Consider the following 19,230-nt stretch of genomic DNA (forward strand, 5'->3'; position numbering starts at 1 on the left):
CACGTCGTAGCGTGGCATCCGTGACCCCGCTCGACGGTACCCCGCCCACCCGCCACGGCACACCGCCCATGCTCACGGCTCGCGCGCAGCGCACGCTCGAGACCATCGACGGCCAGACGCTCGACGAGATGCGGGCCCTGCGTGACGAGACCGAGCGCTTCATGCTGCGCTACAAGTTCGGCATGGACGAGGTGATCACCAAGCTCTCGATTCTGCGCGAGGAGTTCAGCCAGACGCACGACTACAACCCGATCGAGCACATCTCGAGCCGCCTCAAGAGCCTCGACAGCGTCATCGAGAAGATGCAGCGCAAGGGCGTCGACCCGACGTTCGAGACGATCCGCGACACGATCACCGACATCGCGGGCGTGCGCGTGACGTGCAGCTTCGTCTCGGACGCCTACCGCATCTTCGAGCTGTTGACCGCGCAGCGCGATATCAAGGTGCTGCAGGTCAAGGACTACATCGCCGAGCCCAAGCCGAACGGCTACCAGAGCCTGCACGTCATCGTCGAGGTGCCCGTGTTCCTCTCGACCGGCGCGCACCCGGTCGCCGTCGAGGTGCAGATCCGCACGATCGCGATGGACTTCTGGGCGAGCCTCGAGCACAAGATCTACTACAAGTACGACCGCCAGGTGCCGCAAGAGCTGCTCGACGGGCTGACCGATGCCGCACACACCGCCGCCGAGCTCGACACGCGCATGGAGCGACTGCACCGCGAGGTGCGCGGGGCGCCGCGGCCGCCGATCGGCGCCGACGTGCACCCGGTGGCGGGGCGGCCGGGCAACTCCGTCTGAGCGCCCTCGATCGGCAGCGGCGACGGCCGACGACCGACGGATCGATTCAGCCCTGGCCGAGCGCGGCGAACTCCCGGGCGCCCTCGTCGGTGACGCGCAGCGAGCGATCACCTCGTCGGCGCTCGACCCATGCCTCGGAGATCAGCCGTTCGAGCACGTGTGCGCCGAGACGGCCTGCGAGATGCGGGCGGCGCTCGGTCCAGTCGAGGCAGCCGCGCACGGCGGGCCGCCGCGAGCGGCCCTCGGCACCGACGTCACCGACGGCCCCGGCGCCACCGGCGCCACCGGCGCCGACTCCCGCGGCGACACCGAGCCGTCTCGCGAGCGGCGTGCCCGGGTCGAGCACCCGTCCGGGCTCCCCGGCGATGAGCGGTGCGATCGCGCCCTCGCGCACGAGGGCATCGGCGAGCTCGAGTGCCAGCCTGCCCGCGAAGTGGTCGTAGCACGAGCGTGCGAGCGCGAGCCGCTCGGCGGTCACCGACTGCGTGTACGACGAGACCGCACGCCGCGGCGCGATCAGCTGGAGGGCCTCGACGGCGCCGGCGACCTCGGCGCTCGCCAGCGTGAAGTACCGGTGCCTGCCGAGCCGGCGATCGGTCACGAGCCCGCCCGCGAGCAGCTGCGCGAGGTGCGCGCTCGCGGTCGACGCGGTCACCCCCGCCAGCGACGCGAGCTCGCTCGCCGGCAACGACCGGCCGTCGAGCAGGGCCACGAGCATCACGGCGCGGGCCGGCTCGCCCATGAGACGGGCGGGTTCGGCGAGATCGGCGTCTCCGTTCATGCCTCCACGATACGTCGGCGACACTTCGGCGGCCATCGAAGCGACGCGGGGATAGCGTCGAACCATGATCGAGGTGATCGAACGAGCAGAGGTCGAACGCATCTTCCTCGACCCTGCGTCGCGGGTTCCCGAGGCCGGTATCGCATCGCGCGAATCGGCGTCGGTGTCGCCGCTCGCGCGGTTCCGCGCCGGTGTCTCGCGTTTCGTGAACGGCGCCGAGCACGATGCCCGGCGAGCGCGTCTCGACGCGCTGCTCGGCGACCTCGACTCGGCCGCCCTCGCGACGACCGCCCGCGCCGACGCCCTCGCGGGCACACCGATCGGCCGCATCCCGGTCACCGTGCTCGCGCAGGCGCTCGGTTTCGACCGTCCCGACGCGCTCCCGCCCCTCGTGGCGATCGTCGCGGCCGCGTACTCCACCGGAGTTGCCGCGGACCCCGAAGCTGCGGATGCCGCCGTGAGCGCGCTGCTCGAGACATCCGGCCCCGCAGATTACGACGAACGGGTGCTGCGCGTGCAGCTCCTCGTGCAGTCGCACGCGGCCACCACGACGCTCGTCGAGCGGGCGCTCACCCTCGCCCGGTCGCTCGGGGCAGCGGTGTCGACCCGCGAACTGCTGGAGGCAGTGCTCCGCGACGACTCCCCCGTGCCCGCCACGCGGCGGCTGGTCCCCGTACCGCGCGACGCCGGCGAGTCGATCGTCACGCTGCGCCTCGACGGTCCCGACCGCGAGTCGACGGCCGAGCAACCGCCGCGCATCCTCGCGTTCGGCGCCGGCCGCCGTGCCTGCCCTGCACAGCACCACGCCCTGGCGATCGCCGCTGCGATCGTCGAGTCCGCGCGCGGCGACGCGCCGAGCGAACGAGACCTCCCGTCATGCTGACCCCCGCTGAGTTCCACACCCTCCACCGCCCCGGTTCGCCGATACTGCTGCCGAACGCGTGGGATCCGGCCTCCGCGCGGTGGCTCGCCGCCGCAGGGCACCGTGCGATCGGCTCGACGAGCCTCGGTGTCGCCGTCACCGCCGGAAAGCGCGACGGCGTCGGCGAGATCGCCGCCGAGACCTTCGCGCTCGCGAGAGCAGCCGCGGCACACGGCATCGCGCTCAGCGTCGACCTCGAGGCCGGCTTCTCAGACGACCCCGGCGAGGTGGGCCGGTACGTCGCAGAACTCGCCGCGGTCGGCTGCGTCGGCGTGAACATCGAGGACTCGACCGAGCACGGCGAGCTGGTCGACCCCGAACTCGCCGCGGCGAAGGTCGCCGCGATCGCGGCGGCGGCGCCCGGGCTCTACGTGAACGCCCGCACCGACGGGTACTGGGTGGCGAACGAGGGCGATGCCGCCGGCCGCTTCGACGACGTGGTGGCCCGTGGCCGACGGTATCTTGCGGCCGGGGCATCCGGAATCTTCGTGCCCGGCGCGCTCGACCCCGCGACCATCGCCGCTCTCTTCCGGGCGATCGAGGCACCGCTCAACGTGCTCGTGCAGGCCGAGCTGCCGCTCTCGCGACTGGCCGAGCTCGGTGTCGCCCGGGTGAGCACGGGGTCGCTGCTCTTCCGCACCGCGCTCGGATCCGTCACGGCCGCCGTCGAGGCGCTGGGCGCCGACGACGCGACGGCGAACTCGCCGGGCGCGCCGCTTGCGGCGCCCTCGTACGCCGAGGTCGCCGGGCTGCCCCTCGCGACGCTCTGAGGCTATGGCTGCTGCTTCGCCCGGCTCGGCTGCACGCGCATCGGCTCGCCCGGCATCTTCGGGAAGTCGGGCGGGAACGGCAGCTCGCCGAGCCCGTCGTCGAGATCGCGCTGCCACCACTCGAGCAGCACGTCGATGCGCCCGGGCTCGTCGTGCATGCCGTGCCACGGGTCGCCGACGCGCTGCAGGCGCTCGGGCACGGTGCGCACCGTGTGGGCGCCGGGATCGGTCGAATCGAGTTCGTCCCACTCGAGCGGGCACGACACCGAGGCCTGCGGCAGTGGTCGCGGGCAGTACGCGCCCGCCATCGTGCGGTCGCGGTTCGCCTGGTTGTAGTCGATGAAGATGCGGTCGCCGCGCTCCTCCTTCCACCAGTTGGTGGTCACGTCGTCGGGCAGGCGCCGTTCGAGTTCACGGCCGAGCGCGATGACGGCGTGCCGCACGTCGAGGAACTCGTGCTCGGCCTCGATGGGCGCGAAGACGTGGATGCCGCGACTGCCCGAGCTCTTCACGAACGCGGTGAGCCCGACCTCGCCGAGCAGCTTCCGCAGCTCCAGCGCGACCGGCACCGCCTCGGCGAAGCCCGTGCCGGGTTGCGGGTCGAGGTCGATGCGCAACTGGTCGGGATTGTCGGGGTTCTCGGCCCGCGACGCCCACGGGTGGAAGACGATCGTGTTCATCTGCGCCGCCCAGACCGCCCCGGCCGGCTCGTCGATGACGAGCTGCGGATGCATGCGCCCGCTCGGGTAGGTGACCGGCACCGACCGCACCCACTCGGGCGCGCCCTTCGGCGGGTTCTTCGAGAAGAACTGCTCGCCGTCGACGCCGCCCGGGAATCGCTGCAGCGACACCGGCCGGTCGCCGTTCGCCTCGACGAACGGCGCGCCCACGGCGATGAAGTACTCGGCGAGCTCGAGCTTCGTGATGCCGGCCTCGGGCCAGATCACGCGTGACGGACTCGAGATCCGCACGTCGCGATCGCCGTGCGGACCGGGGACGGAGAGAATGACGGCATCGGCCATGGAGGCGACGCTACTCCCCTCGCCGTCGCGCCGCCCGGCGCCTCGCGGCGCGCGCCCTGAACGTCGTCAGGCGACCTGTGCGGCGCCCTGCGTCGCGTAGCGGCGCGCCGCCCGCGCTCTGGCCTTGGCGGCCTCCTCTTCGCGGTTCTTCGGCGGCGCGGTCGTGACGAGGTCGTCGAGCAGGTGACGGGTCACGTGCGCGATCTCGGCCACGGCCCGGTCGAACGCCTCGGCGTTGGCCTGCGACGGCTTCGTCGAGCCGCTCACCTTGCGCACGAACTGCAGCGCGGCCGCGTGCACCTCGTCGTCGGTGGTCTCCGGCTCGAAATTGTGAAGGGTGTGGATGTTCCGGCACATGCGACCAGCGTAACGCGCAGTGTCGAGGATGTCTCGGCTCAGCGAGACGGTACGAGTCAGCGCTGCTCGCGGCGAGAGGCCCGAGCCGCTTCGCGGGCGGCATCCCTCGCGGCATCGGCGGCGGCGGCCGCCTCGGGCGTCGGCGCCGTACCGCCCAGCGATCTCGGCTGCCACCACTTGCCCGTGCCGTCGTCGGGGTAGTCGGCCTGCAGTCGGTCGACCATGCGCTGCAGCGTCGCACGCAGGCGCTCGGTGACCGTGTGCGGGTCTTCATCGGCCGAGACGGCGATCGGCTCGCCGAAGGCGAAGCTCACCGGCACCCCGAATCGTTCGAAGAACCCGACCCTGTGCCCCTTCGTCATCAGGCGATGACCGCCCCAGACGGCGACCGGGATGATCGGCGCACCGGACTCGGCGGCGAGACGTGCCGCGCCCGTCTTGAGCTCGCGTACGGTGAACGACGCGCTCACACCCGCCTCGGGGAAGACGCCGAGCAACTCGCCCTCGCGCAGTGCCGTGACCGCCTTCGCGTAGGCCGCGGCACCGGCCTTCATGTCGACCGGGATGTGCTTCATGCTGCGGAGCATCGATCCGACGACCGGCTTGTCGAACACGCTCTGCTTCGCCATGAACCTGATGCGGCGGCGATTGGCCAGCCACGTCGCCCACTCGACGAGCGCGAACTCGAAGTAGCCGAAATGCGTCATCGCGATCACGGCGCCGCCGGTCGCGGGCACGTGCTCGGCGCCGGTCACGCGGCGCTTCAGCCCCCAGAATCCGAAGAGCGCGCGCCCGGCGGCGATCGCCGTGCTGTAGATCGGGTCACTCGGGCGTCGCGTCATATGCACAGCGTATTCCTCGGCACTGGGCGCGAGCTGCGCTCGTGGCCGGAACAACTCGCCACTCGCTGCCCGATCCTCGCCGAACCTCTGGCCGTCACATCGACGCGCGGTGCGGCCCTGCGACCGGCTGCAGCCGGAACAGCCGCACCACTCGGCCCGACTCCCGTTCGTAGGCCCGATAGCCCGGCCACTGCGCTTCGATGCGCGCCCAGGCCGCATCGCGCTCGTCGTCGCCGATGAGGCTCGCGTGCACCGGCATCCTGCGCCCTCGAACCGTGATCGCGGCGTCAGGGCGGGCCAGCAGATTGTAGGTCCAGCCGGGATGCCGGTCACGGGCGAAGCTCGTGCCGGCGACGATCGCGCGCCCCATGCCGTCGGCCGTGTACATGAGCGCGGTGTCGCGCGGCTCGCCGCTCTTCGCCCCCGTGGTGTGCAGTACGAGCGACGGCACGAGCAAGGCGCTGAGCTGCACCCTCCTGCTCGAGACCGCGCCGATCAGCCGCTCGGCCGGCGGCAGCACGCGCGGGGCGGCCCACCGGAAGAGACGAGTGCGGGTCAGCGGCGACACCACGGAACGGACGAGCTGCAGCACGATGGGCATCCACCCATTGTGTAGGTCACGGCGCCCCGCGTCACGAGTCGTCGGCGCCCCGTCGCTCGTCGTCGGCGCCAATGACGATGTAGGCGCCGGCCATCAGGATGACCTGGCTCGACAGGTTCAACCAGATGAGCAGGGCGATGAGCGAGCCGAAGGAGGCGAGCAGCGGATTGCTCGACGCCCCGCCGACGAAGAGGCTCGACGCCACCTGCAGAACCGACAGCCCGAGACCGCCGAGCAGCGCACCCGTCCAGAGCGGACGCGCACCCGGCCGCATGCCCGACAGCAGCCGGAACATGACGACGATCAGCAGCGTGTCGATCGTGAAGGTGACGGCGATCGAGACGAAGCGCGAGGCCGCATCGAAGACGGCATCGTGGTGTGCGACGCCGAGCCAGCCGAGCAGGCTGCCGAGTGCCGTCGTGCTGAAGACGGTCACGGCGGCGGCGGCGACGAACCCGGCGCCGAACCCGATCGCGAGCAGCAGATCGCGGGCCATCACCCAGACGAAGAAGGTCTGGTCGTCGGGTTGGTCGCCGAGTCGGCGGAACGCGGTGCGCAGCGAACCGATCGCACCGATCGCGGCGCCGACCAGACCGACGAGGGCGAGGATGCCGGCGATGCTGAGGGTCAGCGGCTGCACGACGTCGCCGGGCGCGATGATGCCGCCCTCGCCGAACAGCCCCGGAATCGCCGCGTCGACCGTCTCGACGAGTGCCTCGAGCGCGTCGGGGTTGCCCGCGAGCCAGATGCCGGCGATCGCGAAGCCGAGGAACACGCCGGCGAAGACCGAGAACAGCACCCGATACGTGACGCTGTCGGCGAGCATGGGCCCGTGGCGCTCGAGGTAGAGCGTGAAGGCGCGCGCGGGCTTCAGGGCGAGCGCCCAGTGCGTCAGCCGCGTACCGAGCGCGACGAGCCGGGCGAAGGGGCCGTGTTTCGCCGGCTTCCCGCCCTCGCCGTCGCGTTCGGTCATGCCGTCAGGCTACCGAGGAGACGGCGTGGATCAGTACCAGCCGGACGACTCCGACTTGTCCCACGCGGCGCACGGCGTGCCGTAGCGGCCCGCGATGTAGCCGAGGCCCCAGGTGATCTGGGTGGCGGGGTTGGTCTGCCAGTCGCTGCCGGCCGTGCCCATCTTGCTGCCGGGCAGGGCCTGCGGGATGCCGTAGGCGCCGCTCGAGGAGTTCGAGGCGTAGACGTTCCAGCCCGACTCCTTGTTCCAGAGCGAGACGAGGCAGCCGAACTGGTCGTCGCCCCATCCGTACATCGAGGCCATGAGGTCTCGGGCGATCGCCTGGGCGCCGCTGGGGTTCGCAGGCCCGGTGGGTCGCGATCCGGTCGACGGCGCCGAAGCCTCCGCCTCTGCGGCTGCGGCGGCCGCTGCCGCGGCGGCGGCCGCAGCTGCGGCGGCCTGCTCGGCGGCGATGCGGTCGGCTTCGGCCACGGCGGCCCGCACCGGCTGCGCGTGCGCCTCGGTGCGGTCGGCGAGCTCGAAGACGCGCTCGGGGGTGAGCAGACGATAGTTGCCGAGTGCGGCGACCGACGACGTGAGCTGCGTGGCATCGGCCTTGCCCTGCGCCGCGGCGATCGTGTCGTTCGCCGCGGCGAGCGTGTCGTTCGCGGTCTTGACGGCGCGGGCCTCGAGGATGCCGGCGTGCGAGCCGAGCTGCTCGACATCGAGGTTCGCGGCGTCGCGCAGCGCATCGGTCACGGCGATGCTGTCGTTCGTCGCGGCGACGGCGGACTGCACGGCGAAGCCGGTGCCGACCATGGCGCCGACGGCGACGACGGCACCGGCCGCGAGCATCGGAGCGCTACGCCAGAGTGGACGGTTGCGGCGCGCCCGCGGGCGGAGTGCTCCGTTCTTGCGGGCTTCGGACTGGGTGGTTTCAGAGGAAGAAGACTGGTTCTGCATGACTTTCACGAGGCGGATCGCCACGGCGCACAGCGCTCGACGACCCTTGTTCGACGTTCCACGGGCGGGGGCGCCCGGGCGAAGTGGCCAGTCTGCCGAGGCCTTCTGGACAGAACCTCAGCTTCTCCTGTGAAAGTCATGGGTGCGGGGCGGTCGCCTTCAGTACCAGTTGTTCGCTTGGAAGTGCGCCCACGCCCCGCAGGGCGTGCCGTATCTGCCCGCGACGTAGCCGAGGCCCCAGCGGATCTGCGTGGCCGCGCTCGTCAGCCAGTCGGCCCCCGCGGAGGCCATCTTGCTGCCGGGCAGCGCCTGCGGAATCCCGTAGGCGCCACCGGGGCTTCCCGCGGTGACATTCCACCCGGACTCCCTGTTCCAGAGGGCCACGAGGCATCCGAACTGGTCGTCGCCCCACCCGTAGCTCGCCGCCATCATGTCGCGGGCGATGACCTGTGCCTCACTCGGGTTCACGGGTGCGGCGGGGGCGGGCTCGCCGGCCGGCGGTTGCGCGGCGCGTTCGGCGGCGGCACGTTCGGCCGCGGCCTGCGCGGCGGCCGCCGCCGCGGCCTGCTCTGCCGCGACCCGGTCGAATTCGGCGACCGCGGCCTCCACCGTGGCGGCGTGAGCGCGGGTCGCGTCCGCGAGGGCGAAGACGCGTTCGGGCGCGAGGTACTGAAACGACTCCAGTGCGGCGACGGATGCTTCGAGGCCCGAGGCATCCGATTTGCCGCTCGCCGCGGCGAGCACGGCTGCAGCGGCGCTGAGCGCATCGGAGGCGTCGTTCGCGGCCCGGGCCGTGAGGATTCCCTCGTGCGCGCCCAGTTGGCTCGCATCCAGGTCGGTCGCCGCCGCGAGCTCAGCCGTCTCCGCGATGCCCACCGCGCGTTCGGCGTCGGCCTCACCGCCGACCATGCCCGTGCCCGCGACCGCGGCGAGCCCGAGCACCGCGGCTGCCGAGGCGACTGCCCGCCAGCGCCGCTTCGGCGTGCGCCCGCGCGGGAGACGCGGTCCGGTCGTTCCGCCCGTCGTGGGCCGTGCGGTCGAGATTCCGGACGCTTCATTCATGCTTCTCCCCAGCGGGGGACGCGACGCACCGGCCGATCCCCCATCGTGCAGCGATCCGCGAGCGTCTTCCGCCCGCGGAAGTTGCCAATCCGAACAGGGTAACCGAAGGGTTCCTCGGCTTTGCAAGCCCTCGGTGACAGATGTCACCCCATCGGGTGCCACGGCCGGGCACCGCGCACGCCCTGAGTCGCGCCCTGAGTCACGCCGGGCGTCGCGCCCGGAGTCACACGGCTTCACGCGGCGGGCCGCGCCGATGCGCGTGAGTAGGGTGGTCGACGTGCGTTCCCCTCTTCTGCCCCTTCTCGTGATCGGCGTGCTCGCCCTCTGCGGCTGTGCCGCATCGGCCCCTGCGCCCGAACCCGCATCGGCATCGTCATCGGCATCGAACTCGGCCGATGACGCCGCCTCCGCCGCAGCAGCCGACACCCTCGCCGACTGCGAGGGCGTCGGCGTCGTCGTCGACTTCGGCCTGCTCGAGGCGCAACGCGTGTCGAGCTGCATCGACGCGTCCGCCGGCACCGGCGCGTCGTCGGCGCTCGACGAGGCCGGCGTCACGACCGAGGGTTCGGCCGAGTGGGGCGACGCGATCGTCTGCCGGGTGAACGACCGGCCCGGCGCCGACGAGACCGTCGAGGTCGCCGGCGAGGCGTCGTTCGTCGAGTCGTGCCAGTCGATGCCGCCCGCCTACGCCTACTGGGCGCTCTGGGTGAAGCCCGCCGCCGACGCCGAGTGGGAGTATGCGCAGGAGGGGCTCGGCTCCCTCGAGCTCGAGCCGGGGCAGAGCATCGGTCTCGTCTACACCACCGGCACGGAGACACCCACCCCGGCCGGCTGATGCGGTACCGCGCGGCACCTCTGCGGGCTGCGGCGATCGTCGCGGCGGTGTTCGTCGTGTCGCGCGTCGCCTACCGTGTGGTGTTCGGCGGCGCGTCCGGCGGCGGAGCCCTGCTCGTCGATCTGCCGAAGGTTCCGCTCGACGGCCCGTTCGCGCACATCGCGCTCTTCGGGCCGATCACGACCGGCGGCCTCTGGAACGCGGCGGTGAGCGCAGTGCCGTTCGCAGCCGTCATCCTCACCTTCGGCGTGCTCAACGCCCTCATCGACGTGCAGCGCCTTTTCGTGCGCGGCTCGACCCGCGGCCCGATTCGCGCCGTCTCACGCGCCCTCGTCATCGCCTGGGCCACCGCGCCTGCGCTCGCGCACTCGGTGCGGCGGGTGCGCCGCGCGGCCGCGCTTCGCGGCGAACGCGGGCCGGCAGCCCTCCTCGTGCCCGTGTTCGAGCACACGATCGAGCGAGCGCTCGCGCTCGCCGCCTCGATGGAGGTGCGCGGATTCGCGGCATCCGCGAGGCCGAGGTTCGATGCCGAACAACCGGCGCGGTTCAGCGCCGTCTCACTCGACCAGGGCGGCGGTTGGCGGCTCGACGGCGTCGATCTCGTGCTCTCGCCCGGCACCCTCACGGTCGTCACGGGCGCGACCGGCTCGGGCAAGTCGAGCGTGCTCGACGCGATGAGCGGCCTCTTCCAGCATTTCGAGGGCGGCCGGCAGCGTGGACTCATCGAGATCGGCGGGCTCGACCGGCACGATCATCCTCCGCGCGAGACGGCGGGTGTCGTCGGCGCCGTCGCCCAGCAGGTGCGCCTCTCGTTCGCGGCCGAAACGGTGCGTGACGAAATCGGCTTCGCGCTCACGACGCACGGGCTCGAATCCACGCTCATCGCCGAACGGGTTCACCGCACGGCCGAAGAACTCGGCATCGACCACCTGCTCGACCGGCCCGTGACCGCACTCTCGGCCGGAGAGGCGACGCTCGTCGCCATCGCTGCGGCCCTCGTGTCGAAGCCGGCGCTGCTGCTCGTCGACGAGCCGCTCGCCGAGCTCGATGCCGCGGCACGCCTGCGGGTCTGCGCGGTGCTCGACGCGGTTGCGCACGAGTCGGGCGCCTGCGTCGTGATCGCCGAGCACCGCACCGCCGAGTGGCAGGGCATCGCCGACATCTGGCTCGAGATCCGAGATGCCCGAGTCGCCGAGGCCGCCGAGCCGACTGCCGGCCCGTACGACGACCCCGTGCTCGCGGCTCCGCCCGACGGGTCGGCTCGCGTTGCCGCCGCCACCCCGATCGACGCGGGCGATCGCACGGCGCCGGGGCCGCGGCATCCGCTCGCCTCGATTCGGGGCCTCGACGCCCGACATGGCGACGCGATCGCGGTGCGCGCCGCGAGCTTCGAGCTGTCGCCTGGCGAGGTGGTCGCGATCGCCGGGTCGAACGGGGCCGGCAAGTCCAGCCTGCTGGGTGCGATGGCGGTGCCGGATGCCGCGGGGCGCGTGTCGATCGACGGTGTCGACGTCGCGGCGCTCAGCCCGCCGGCGCGGCGCGGTGCGATCACGCTCGTGCCCGAGCAGTTCGATGACCTCTTCTTCGCGACGACCGTCGCGGGCGAGTGCCACCGGGCCGACCGTCGCACTACGCCGGCGACACCCACGGCGACGACCTTCACCGCGCTGCTCGGTCGCGATCTCGACGCGTCGTCGCTGCTGCGCCACCCCCGCGACCTCTCGGCGGGCGAGCGCCTGTGCCTCGCGATCGCGATTCAGCTCGCGCCCTCGCCCGCGGTGCTGCTCGTCGACGAGCCGGCCCGCGGTCTCGATGCCGCGGCACGAAGGCTCGTCGGCGAGGCGCTCGTGCGGGTCGGTCGCACGGGCAGGGCGGTGCTGTTCGCGACGCACGACCGTGAGTTCGCCGCGCGGTACGCGAGCCGTGCGCTCTCGATCGACCGCGGCACGGTGTCGTCGGTTTCGCAGCCCGCGGCGGTGATCGCATGACCGTGATCGAGCGGGCCGACCGTGTGCAGCAGCGCCGCGGCGCACAGCCTGCGGCGCACAGCACACGGCGCGAGTCGCTCACCACGCTCGCACTCGTGACCGGCAGCCTGCTCGCCCTCGCCGCGTTCGGGTGGCCGCTCGTCGCGACCGCGGTGCCGGCGGATGCGCAGCGTGCCGCGCCGTTCGTGGCCTTCGCGGTGCTGCCCGCCGTCATCGCCGTCGTGCTCGCCGCCCTCGATCGGCAGATGCACTCGGCAAAGGCGGTGGCGCTCCTCGGCGTGCTCGCGGCGATCGGTGCGGGCATCCGCATCGCGGGCGCAGGGGTCGGCGGCCTCGAGGCGGTGTTCATCCTGCTGATCCTCGGGGGTCGGGCGTTCGGCGCGCGGTTCGGGTTCCTGCTCGGCATGCTCACGATCGCCGTCTCCTCGGTGCTGTGGGGCGGCTTCGGCCCGTGGACGCCGTTTCAGATGTTCACGTGCGCCTGGGTGGCCGCGGGCGCCGGGCTGCTGCCGGCGATCCGCCCGCGGGCCGCGACGACCGCCGCCGTGCGCCGTGCGACGGCGCTCGAGATCGCGATGCTCGCTGCCTACGGCGCCGTCGCGGCCTACGCCTTCGGCCTGCTCATGAACATCTGGTTCTGGCCGTTCGCCGTCGGCATGGGCACCGAGATCTCGTACGACGGGTCGGCGCCGATCGGCGAGAACCTCGCCTCGTTCGCGCTGTACTCGCTCGTGACCTCGACGCTCACCTGGGACACGGTCCGCGCGGTCACGACCGTCGTCGGCATCGTACTGATCGGCCCGGCCGTGCTTGCGGCGCTCCGGCGGGCGAAGCTGCCGGCGCGGTCGAGACTCTAGACCGAGAAGTACTTCGCCTCGGGGTGGTGGAAGACGAATGCGTCGGTCGACTGCTCGGGGTGCAGCTGCAGCTCTTCAGAGAGCACGACGCCCATGCGCTCGGGCTTCAGCAGCTCGACGACCTTGGTGCGGTCCTCCATGTCGGGGCAGGCCGGGTAGCCGAGCGAGAAACGCGCACCGCGGTACTTGAGCTTGAAGAGGCTCTCGACGTCGTCGGGCTCTTCGCCGCCGAAGCCGAGCTCGTCGCGCACGCGCGAGTGCCAGTACTCGGCGAGCGCCTCGGTGAGCTGCATGGCGAGCCCGTTCAGTTCCATGTAGTCGCGGTAGCGGTTCTCGGCGAAGAGCTTCGCGGTCGCCTCGCTGACTCGCTGTCCGGCGGTCACGAGCTGCATGGCGACGACGTCGACCCGGCCCGAGTCGCGCGAGCGCACGTAGTCGGCGAGACAGAGGTGGCGGTCGCGACGCTGCCGCGGGAAGTGGAATCGCAGTCGGTCGCCGCCGATCGGCCCGCCCGATCCGCCGTCGGGCGCGAGCAGGCCGGCCGCGCCGAGCACCCCCTCGGGGTCGTCGCCGTGGTGCAGCACGACCAGGTCGTCGCCCTCGGCGACGACCGGGAAGTAGCCGTAGGCGACCGAGGCGTCGAGCAGCCCCTCGGCGAGGATGCGGTCGAGCCAGTACCGCAGGCGCGGGCGACCCTCGGTCTCGACGAGCTCGTCGTAGCTCGCGCCGTCGTCGGCACGGCTCGGCTTCAGGCCCCACTGCCCCATGAAGGTCGCGCGCTCGTCGAGGAACGCGGAGTATTCGGCGAGCGCGATGCCCTTGACGATGCGGGTGCCCCAGAACGGCGGTGTCGGCACGGGGTTGTCGGCCGCGACATCCGATCGTGCCGGCATCTCTTCGGGCTCGGTGACCGTCAGCAGCCCGGGCCGGTGGATGCGCTTCTTGAGCGGCGGCAGCCCCACGGTCGCAGGGTCGGCCCCGCGGGCGATCGCCACGAGCGGCTCCATGAGCGCGAGCCCCTCGAACGCGTCGCGGGCGTAGCGCACCTGCCCGTCGAAGATGCCCGCGAGGTCGTCTTCGACGTAGGTGCGGGTGAGCGCGGCGCCGCCGAGGATGATCGGCCAGCGCGAGCTCAGCCCCCTGGCGCTCAGCTCCTCGAGGTTCTCCTTCATCACCACGGTCGACTTCACGAGCAGGCCCGACATGCCGATCACGTCGGCGTCATGCTCTTCGGCCGCCTTGATGATGTCGGCGATGGGCTGCTTGATGCCGAGGTTGATCACCTCGTAGCCGTTGTTCGAGAGGATGATGTCGACGAGGTTCTTGCCGATGTCGTGCACGTCGCCGCGCACCGTGGCGATGACCATCTTGCCTTTGCCGCCGGCAGAGGACTTCTCCATGTGCGGCTCGAGCAGGGCGACGGCGCTCTTCATCACCTCGGCCGACTGCAACACGAACGGCAGTTGCATCTCGCCCGAGCCGAAGCGTTCGCCGACGACCTTCATGCCCTCGAGCAGGTGCAGGTTGATGATGTCGATCGCGCTGAGCCCGCCGGCGCGCGCGAGATCGAGGTCGGCTTCGAGTCCCTTGGCCTCGCCGTCGATGATGCGGCGTTCGAGGCGTTCGGCGACGGGAAGCGCCGCGAGTTCGGCGGCGCGCGCGTCGCGCATCGTGGCCATGTCGACGCCCGCGAACAGGTCGAGCATCGCCACGAGCGGGTCGTAGGTGAGGGCGCCGTCGGCGTCGTACTCGCGACGGTCCCAGACGAGGTCGAGGGCGACCTTGCGCTGGTCTTCGGGCACCGAGGCGAGCGGCACGATCTTGGCCGCGTCGACGATCGCGCTCGTGAGGCCGCCCTCGACCGCCTCGTGCAGGAACACCGAGTTCAGCACCGAACGCGCGGCCGGGTTCAGCCCGAACGACACGTTCGAGACGCCGAGCGTCGTGTTGATGCCGGGGTACTTCGCCGTGATCTGGCGAATGGCCTCGATCGTCTCGATGGCATCGCGCCGCGTCTCCTCCTGCCCGGTCGCGATCGGAAAGGTGAGGGCGTCGACGATGATGTCGTCGACGCGCATGCCCCACTCGCCGACGAGCGTGTCGACGAGTCGGGAGGCGATCGCGACCTTGTGCCCGGTCGTGCGCGCCTGCCCCTCTTCGTCGATCGTGAGGGCGATCACCGCGGTGCCGTGCTCTTTAACGAGCGGCATGATGCGTGCGAAGCGACTCGTCGGCCCTTCGCCGTCTTCGAAGTTCACCGAGTTGACGACGGGCCGCCCGCCGATGAGCTCGAGCCCCGCCTGCAGCACGGCCGGCTCGGTCGAGTCGACCACGAGGGGCAACGTCGAGGCGCTCGCGAGTCGCGAGACGATCTCGCGCATGTCGGCGGCGCCGTCGCGGCCCACGTAGTCGGTGCACACGTCGAGCAGGTTGGCGCCGTCGCGCACCTGGTTGCGGGCGATCTCGACGCAGTCGTCCCAGCGCCCGTCGAGCATCGCCTCGCGGAACGCCTTCGAGCCGTTGGCGTTGGTGCGCTCGCCGATCGCGAGGTACGAGCTCTCCTGCTCGAAGCTGACGTGCTGGTAGAGGCTCGCGACGCCGGGGTCGCTTTCGTGCGCCCCGGCCGTCGAGGCGAGAGTGGATGCCTCGGCCCCGCGCAGCCTCGCGACGACGGCGCTCATGTGGGCGGGCGTGGTGCCGCAGCATCCGCCGACGAGGTTCAGGCCGAACTCGCGCACGAACTGCTCGTGCGCGGTCGCGAGCTCGTCGGGGGTGAGCGGGTAGCTCGCACCGTTCGCGCCGAGCACCGGCAGGCCGGCGTTCGGCATGCACATGACGGGAACGTTCGAGAACTTCGAGAGGTGGCGCAGGTGCTCGCTCATCTCGTCGGGGCCGGTCGCGCAGTTCAGGCCGATCGCGTCGACGCCGAGCGGTTCGAGTGCCGTGAGCGCAGCGCCGATCTCGGAGCCCATGAGCATGGTGCCGGTCGTCTCGACCGTCACCTCGACGAAGATCGGCAGCCGCACGCCGGTGGCGGCGATCGCCTGCTTGCAGCCGTTCACGGCGCTCTTGGTCTGCAGCAGGTCTTGCGAGGTCTCGACGAGGAAGGCGTCGGCGCCGCCGCGGATCAGGCCCTCTGCCTGCAGGGCGAAGGTCGACTTGAGGTGGGCGTACGTCGTGTGGCCGAGGCTCGGCAGCTTCGTGCCGGGCCCCATGGAGCCGAGCACCCAGCGCTCGCGGCCGTCGCGCGCCTGCCAGGCCTCAGCCCGCTCGCGGGCGATCGCGGCGCCCGCCGCGGCGAGCTCCTCGATGCGGTCGTCGATGCCGTAGTCCGAGAGGTTCGACCAGTTCGCGCCGAAGGTGTTCGTCTCGACGGCGTCGATGCCGGTCTCGAAGTAGGCGTCGTGGATCTGCCCGATGATGTCGGGGCGGCTCACGTTCAAGATCTCGTTGCAGCCCTCGAGCTGCTGATAGTCGTCGAGACTCGGGTCGTGCTCCTGCAGCATCGTGCCCATCGCGCCGTCGGCGATGACGACCCGCGCGGCGAGCGCCTCGAGCAGGTGCACCGAGCGCTCGGGCCGCACCGCGCCCTCGATGTCGACGGATGCGGGGGCGCGCTGCACGGTCTCTTCGCTCACCCGGCAATCGTAACGATCGGGCGAACTCGGCCTCGGCGTGTGACGATTCCGTCGTCACCCGGGCCACGCGGCATCCGCTCACAGACAACCCACAGCTGCGCGGGCGCATTCGCGGAACACTCACGTGCCCGCCGTCGTTTTCTCTGGTGACGCCGCAGCCGGCGGCGTCGAATCAGGAGGACCACGTGTCACAGGACTACCGGAAGACTCCCGAGGCCATCGCCCGCCTCACGCCCAAGCAGTACTCGGTCACGCAGGAAGACGGCACCGAGCCGGCCTTCCGCAACGAGTACTGGAACAACCACGACCCCGGCATCTACGTCGACGTCGTCTCGGGGCAGCCGCTGTTCGCCTCGACCGACAAGTACGACAGCCGTTCGGGCTGGCCGAGCTTCACGAAGCCGATCGAGCCCGACGCGGTGACCGAGAAGACCGACCGCTCGCTCTTCATGAAGCGTGTCGAGGTGCGGTCGAGCGGCGCCGACAGCCACCTCGGCCACGTCTTCGACGACGGCCCGGCCGAGGCCGGTGGGCTCCGCTACTGCATGAACTCCGCGGCCCTGCGTTTCGTCCCGCTCGCCGAGCTGGACGAGGCGGGCTACGGTCGATACCGCGCACTGTTCGAGAATCAGGAGAACGCACGATGACCGCACGAACCGAGACCGCGATCCTCGCCGGCGGCTGTTTCTGGGGGATGGAGGATCTGATCCGCAAGCGCCCCGGCGTCATCAGCACGCGCGTCGGCTACACGGGCGGCGACGTGCCGAACGCGACGTACCGCAACCACGGCACGCATGCCGAGGCGATCGAGATCGTCTTCGACCCCGAGGTCGAGTCGTTCCGCGACCTTCTGGAGTTCTTCTTCCAGATCCACGACCCGTCGACGAAGAACCGCCAGGGCAACGACATCGGCACGAGCTACCGCTCGGCGATCTTCCCGACGAGCGACGAGCAGGAGGTCATCGCGTACGAGACGATCGCCGACGTCGACGCCTCGGGCCTCTGGCCGGGCCCCGCGACGACCGAGGTCTCCCCCGCAGGCCCGTTCTGGGAGGCCGAGCCCGAGCACCAGGACTACCTGGAGAAGTACCCGAACGGCTACACCTGCCACTTCGTACGGCCGGGCTGGAAGCTGCCGAAGCGCGACAGCGAGCCCGCGGCGTAGTCCCGCCTGAACTCGAGCCCTCGGCGATCGACTGATCGTCGAGGGCTCGAGTGCGTCTGGCGCCGGGTCTGGTGCCGCATCTGGCGCGAACCCTGCCGGCCGGGCAGGATGGCCTGGTGCAACCACTCAGCGACGAGCGGGCACCCCTCGAGGGTGTCGTCGAGACCTCCACCGGCGCCCTCCGCGGCGAGACGATCGACGGCGTCGCCCGTTACCTGGGGGTGCCGTACGCGGCCCCGCCCTTCGGGGAGCACCGATTCCGCCTGCCCGCGCCGGTCGCACCGTGGTCGGGTCTGCGTGACGCGACCGACTTCGGGCCGACCGCACCGCAGGTGCCGTACGCCGGCGCGCTCGGCGAGCTGCTGCCGACGGTCGAGATTCCGGGCGACGAGATCCTGCACGTCAACATCTGGGCGCCGGTGGATGTCTCGGGCGCGCCCTACCCCGTCATGGTCTGGATGCACGGCGGATCGCTCAAGCACGGCTCGAACGCCCTGCCCGGGTACGACGGCTCGGCCTTCGCGCGCGACGGGGTGGTGTTCGTCTCCGTCAACTACCGGCTCGGCAGCGAGGGCTTCTCGGTGCTCGAGGGCGCGCCACTGAACCTCGGGCTGCACGACCAGCTCGCTGCCCTGCGCTGGGTGCAGCGCGAGATCGCGGCCTTCGGCGGCGACCCCGATCGGGTCACGGTGTTCGGGCAGTCGGCGGGCGGTGCGACCGTTGCCGCGCTCGCCGCGTCGCCCGTTGCGAGCGAGGTGATGCAGCGGGCGATCGTCATGAGCGGGCCGCTCGAGGCGAAGGCGCCAGGAGACGCCGGGAAGCTCACCACCCTCATCGCCCGCCGACTCGGCATCGCGGCGACACGCGACGCATTCGCGGAGGTCGAGCCGGATCGGCTCGTGGCGGCTCAGGCCGAGGTGCTCACGGGCGCCTCCCCGCTCGGCGGCGGCCCGGCGTTCACCATCGCGATCGATGGCGACCTCGTGCCCGCATCGCCGTCCGACGCCTTCGCGGCCGGCGCCTCCTCACAGTTGCCCCTCCTCATCGGCACGACGACCGAGGAGTACCGCTTGTGGCTCGTGCCGAGCGGCGCCGTGGACAAGATCACGCGACTGCACCTGGCCATCGGCCGTCGCGCGGCGAAGATCTCCGCGGCGGCGGTGCGACGGTATCGCGCGAACCGGCCTGGGGCCAAGCACGGCGAGGTCTTCGGCGCCATTCTCACCGACGTGCTGCTGCGGCGTTCCGCCTACCGGATCGCCGATGCGCGCGCAGCGACCGGCGCCCCGACCTGGGTCTACGAGTTCGCGTGGCGGAGCCCGATACGGGGCCTCGGCGCCGCTCACGCCGTGGAGCTCGGCTTCGTCTTCGACGGGCTGGCCGCGCCCGACTCGGTCGCCCTCGCCGGGGCATCCGCACCGCAGTCGCTCGCCTTGGCCATGCACGACGCGTGGGTCGCCTTCGCGACGTCTGTTGCACCCGGCTGGCCGCAGTGGGGCGCCGAACGCACCGTGCGCGTCTTCGACGGCGTCGACGACCCCGTCGGTCCGGCACCGCGTCTCGATGAGCTGCAGGAGCTCGGCGGCCTGTCGGCTGCGACGGCACCGACGAATCGGTGAGCACCGCGAGCAGCGGCACCGATGTGCGGTACTGCATGTGCAGAACGTCGAATCGCTGA

General features: G+C 71.6%; 18 protein-coding genes. 9 read left to right on the forward strand and 9 right to left on the reverse strand.

The features are described from left to right. Window positions 1-68 precede the first annotated feature (68 nt). Window positions 69-797 (forward strand): GTP pyrophosphokinase, encoded by a 729-nt coding sequence (locus ACWGST_RS11245; RefSeq protein WP_452046781.1) that lies wholly within the window; start codon window positions 69-71, stop codon window positions 795-797. A 46-nt stretch (window positions 798-843) separates the two neighbouring features. Here ACWGST_RS11245 and ACWGST_RS11250 read toward each other — a convergent pair whose 3' ends face one another. Continuing rightward, window positions 844-1,578 carry an ArsR/SmtB family transcription factor gene (locus tag ACWGST_RS11250; protein ID WP_452046752.1) on the reverse strand — a complete coding sequence of 245 codons (735 nt, stop codon included), beginning with the start codon at window positions 1,576-1,578 and terminating at the stop codon, window positions 844-846. A 64-nt stretch (window positions 1,579-1,642) separates the two neighbouring features. On the opposite strand from ACWGST_RS11250, the gene ACWGST_RS11255 reads away from it, so the two are divergent. Together ACWGST_RS11255 and ACWGST_RS11260 are read left to right on the forward strand one after the other, a co-directional pair. After that, a complete protein-coding gene (locus tag ACWGST_RS11255; RefSeq protein WP_452046753.1) occupies window positions 1,643-2,461 on the forward strand; it encodes a hypothetical protein in 819 nt (272 codons plus the stop codon). Next, complete coding sequence (locus ACWGST_RS11260) at window positions 2,455-3,270, forward strand: isocitrate lyase/PEP mutase family protein (RefSeq protein WP_452046754.1); 816 nt, start codon at window positions 2,455-2,457, stop codon at window positions 3,268-3,270. Before ACWGST_RS11255 ends, ACWGST_RS11260 begins: the two co-directional genes overlap by 7 nt. A 2-nt stretch (window positions 3,271-3,272) precedes the next feature. Here the strand turns inward: ACWGST_RS11260 and ligD are convergent, their stop codons facing one another. From ligD to ACWGST_RS11295, 7 genes are all read right to left on the reverse strand, one after another. Then, entirely contained in the window at window positions 3,273-4,292 is a 1,020-nt protein-coding gene (gene ligD, locus ACWGST_RS11265) for a non-homologous end-joining DNA ligase (RefSeq protein ID WP_452046755.1), read from the reverse strand. 66 nt (window positions 4,293-4,358) lie between these two features. Further along, window positions 4,359-4,649 (reverse strand): DUF2277 domain-containing protein, encoded by a 291-nt coding sequence (locus ACWGST_RS11270; protein WP_452046756.1) that lies wholly within the window; start codon window positions 4,647-4,649, stop codon window positions 4,359-4,361. 56 nt (window positions 4,650-4,705) lie between these two features. Then, a complete protein-coding gene (locus ACWGST_RS11275) occupies window positions 4,706-5,491 on the reverse strand; it encodes a lysophospholipid acyltransferase family protein (protein ID WP_452046757.1) in 786 nt (261 codons plus the stop codon). Between the two features lie 94 nt (window positions 5,492-5,585). Further along, a complete protein-coding gene (locus ACWGST_RS11280; protein WP_452046758.1) occupies window positions 5,586-6,092 on the reverse strand; it encodes a nitroreductase family deazaflavin-dependent oxidoreductase in 507 nt (168 codons plus the stop codon). 31 nt (window positions 6,093-6,123) lie between these two features. After that, a complete protein-coding gene (locus tag ACWGST_RS11285; protein WP_452046759.1) occupies window positions 6,124-7,065 on the reverse strand; it encodes a YihY/virulence factor BrkB family protein in 942 nt (313 codons plus the stop codon). Between the two features lie 30 nt (window positions 7,066-7,095). Beyond that, on the reverse strand, window positions 7,096-7,899 hold the full coding sequence (locus ACWGST_RS11290; protein WP_452046760.1) for an aggregation-promoting factor C-terminal-like domain-containing protein: 804 nt from the start codon (window positions 7,897-7,899) through the stop codon (window positions 7,096-7,098). 267 nt (window positions 7,900-8,166) lie between these two features. After that, window positions 8,167-9,069: an aggregation-promoting factor C-terminal-like domain-containing protein gene (locus ACWGST_RS11295; protein WP_452046761.1), complete on the reverse strand. Its 903-nt coding sequence runs from the start codon at window positions 9,067-9,069 to the stop codon at window positions 8,167-8,169. Window positions 9,070-9,346: 277 nt separating this feature from the next. Between ACWGST_RS11295 and ACWGST_RS11300 the strand changes: the two genes are divergently transcribed. From ACWGST_RS11300 to ACWGST_RS11310, 3 genes are read left to right on the forward strand one after another with little or no spacing between them, the layout of a single operon-like run. Beyond that, window positions 9,347-9,904 carry a hypothetical protein gene (locus ACWGST_RS11300; RefSeq protein WP_452046762.1) on the forward strand — a complete coding sequence of 186 codons (558 nt, stop codon included), beginning with the start codon at window positions 9,347-9,349 and terminating at the stop codon, window positions 9,902-9,904. After that, window positions 9,904-11,892 carry an ATP-binding cassette domain-containing protein gene (locus ACWGST_RS11305; protein WP_452046763.1) on the forward strand — a complete coding sequence of 663 codons (1,989 nt, stop codon included), beginning with the start codon at window positions 9,904-9,906 and terminating at the stop codon, window positions 11,890-11,892. The genes ACWGST_RS11300 and ACWGST_RS11305 overlap by 1 nt, the downstream gene beginning before the upstream one ends. After that, window positions 11,889-12,749: an ECF transporter S component gene (locus ACWGST_RS11310; protein WP_452046764.1), complete on the forward strand. Its 861-nt coding sequence runs from the start codon at window positions 11,889-11,891 to the stop codon at window positions 12,747-12,749. Before ACWGST_RS11305 ends, ACWGST_RS11310 begins: the two co-directional genes overlap by 4 nt. On the opposite strand, the gene metH is transcribed toward ACWGST_RS11310, so the two are convergent. Next, complete coding sequence (gene metH, locus ACWGST_RS11315; protein WP_452046782.1) at window positions 12,746-16,333, reverse strand: methionine synthase; 3,588 nt, start codon at window positions 16,331-16,333, stop codon at window positions 12,746-12,748. The genes ACWGST_RS11310 and metH overlap by 4 nt on opposite strands. Before the next feature lie 239 nt (window positions 16,334-16,572). On the opposite strand from metH, the gene msrB reads away from it, so the two are divergent. The 3 genes from msrB (at window position 16,573) to ACWGST_RS11330 (ending at window position 19,171) form a co-directional block, all read left to right on the forward strand. After that, window positions 16,573-17,034, forward strand: a complete 462-nt coding sequence (gene msrB, locus ACWGST_RS11320; protein ID WP_452046765.1) for a peptide-methionine (R)-S-oxide reductase MsrB — start codon at window positions 16,573-16,575, stop codon at window positions 17,032-17,034. Further along, the gene (gene msrA / locus ACWGST_RS11325) at window positions 17,031-17,552 is read left to right on the forward strand and encodes a peptide-methionine (S)-S-oxide reductase MsrA (RefSeq protein WP_452046766.1); all 522 of its coding nucleotides are present in this window, start codon (window positions 17,031-17,033) and stop codon (window positions 17,550-17,552) included. Before msrB ends, msrA begins: the two co-directional genes overlap by 4 nt. A 116-nt stretch (window positions 17,553-17,668) precedes the next feature. Further along, on the forward strand, window positions 17,669-19,171 hold the full coding sequence (locus ACWGST_RS11330) for a carboxylesterase/lipase family protein (RefSeq protein WP_452046767.1): 1,503 nt from the start codon (window positions 17,669-17,671) through the stop codon (window positions 19,169-19,171). Window positions 19,172-19,230: the final 59 nt, after the last annotated feature.

Source organism: Agromyces sp. NPDC055520 (assembly GCF_053619715.1).

Excerpts from the sequence above, each read along its gene's own strand:
- ACWGST_RS11295 (WP_452046761.1), bottom strand. The coding sequence starts at position 9,069 with ATGAATGAAGCGTCCGGAATCTCGACCGCACGGCCCACGACGGGCGGA.
- ACWGST_RS11280 (WP_452046758.1), bottom strand. The coding sequence starts at position 6,092 with ATGCCCATCGTGCTGCAGCTCGTCCGTTCCGTGGTGTCGCCGCTGACC.
- ACWGST_RS11260 (WP_452046754.1), top strand. The coding sequence starts at position 2,455 with ATGCTGACCCCCGCTGAGTTCCACACCCTCCACCGCCCCGGTTCGCCG.
- ACWGST_RS11285 (WP_452046759.1), bottom strand. The coding sequence starts at position 7,065 with ATGACCGAACGCGACGGCGAGGGCGGGAAGCCGGCGAAACACGGCCCC.
- ligD (WP_452046755.1), bottom strand. The coding sequence starts at position 4,292 with ATGGCCGATGCCGTCATTCTCTCCGTCCCCGGTCCGCACGGCGATCGC.
- ACWGST_RS11290 (WP_452046760.1), bottom strand. The coding sequence starts at position 7,899 with ATGCTCGCGGCCGGTGCCGTCGTCGCCGTCGGCGCCATGGTCGGCACC.
- msrA (WP_452046766.1), top strand. The coding sequence starts at position 17,031 with ATGACCGCACGAACCGAGACCGCGATCCTCGCCGGCGGCTGTTTCTGG.
- ACWGST_RS11255 (WP_452046753.1), top strand. The coding sequence starts at position 1,643 with ATGATCGAGGTGATCGAACGAGCAGAGGTCGAACGCATCTTCCTCGAC.
- ACWGST_RS11305 (WP_452046763.1), top strand. The coding sequence starts at position 9,904 with ATGCGGTACCGCGCGGCACCTCTGCGGGCTGCGGCGATCGTCGCGGCG.
- ACWGST_RS11310 (WP_452046764.1), top strand. The coding sequence starts at position 11,889 with ATGACCGTGATCGAGCGGGCCGACCGTGTGCAGCAGCGCCGCGGCGCA.
- ACWGST_RS11250 (WP_452046752.1), bottom strand. The coding sequence starts at position 1,578 with ATGAACGGAGACGCCGATCTCGCCGAACCCGCCCGTCTCATGGGCGAG.
- ACWGST_RS11275 (WP_452046757.1), bottom strand. The coding sequence starts at position 5,491 with ATGACGCGACGCCCGAGTGACCCGATCTACAGCACGGCGATCGCCGCC.
- ACWGST_RS11245 (WP_452046781.1), top strand. The coding sequence starts at position 69 with ATGCTCACGGCTCGCGCGCAGCGCACGCTCGAGACCATCGACGGCCAG.
- ACWGST_RS11270 (WP_452046756.1), bottom strand. The coding sequence starts at position 4,649 with ATGTGCCGGAACATCCACACCCTTCACAATTTCGAGCCGGAGACCACC.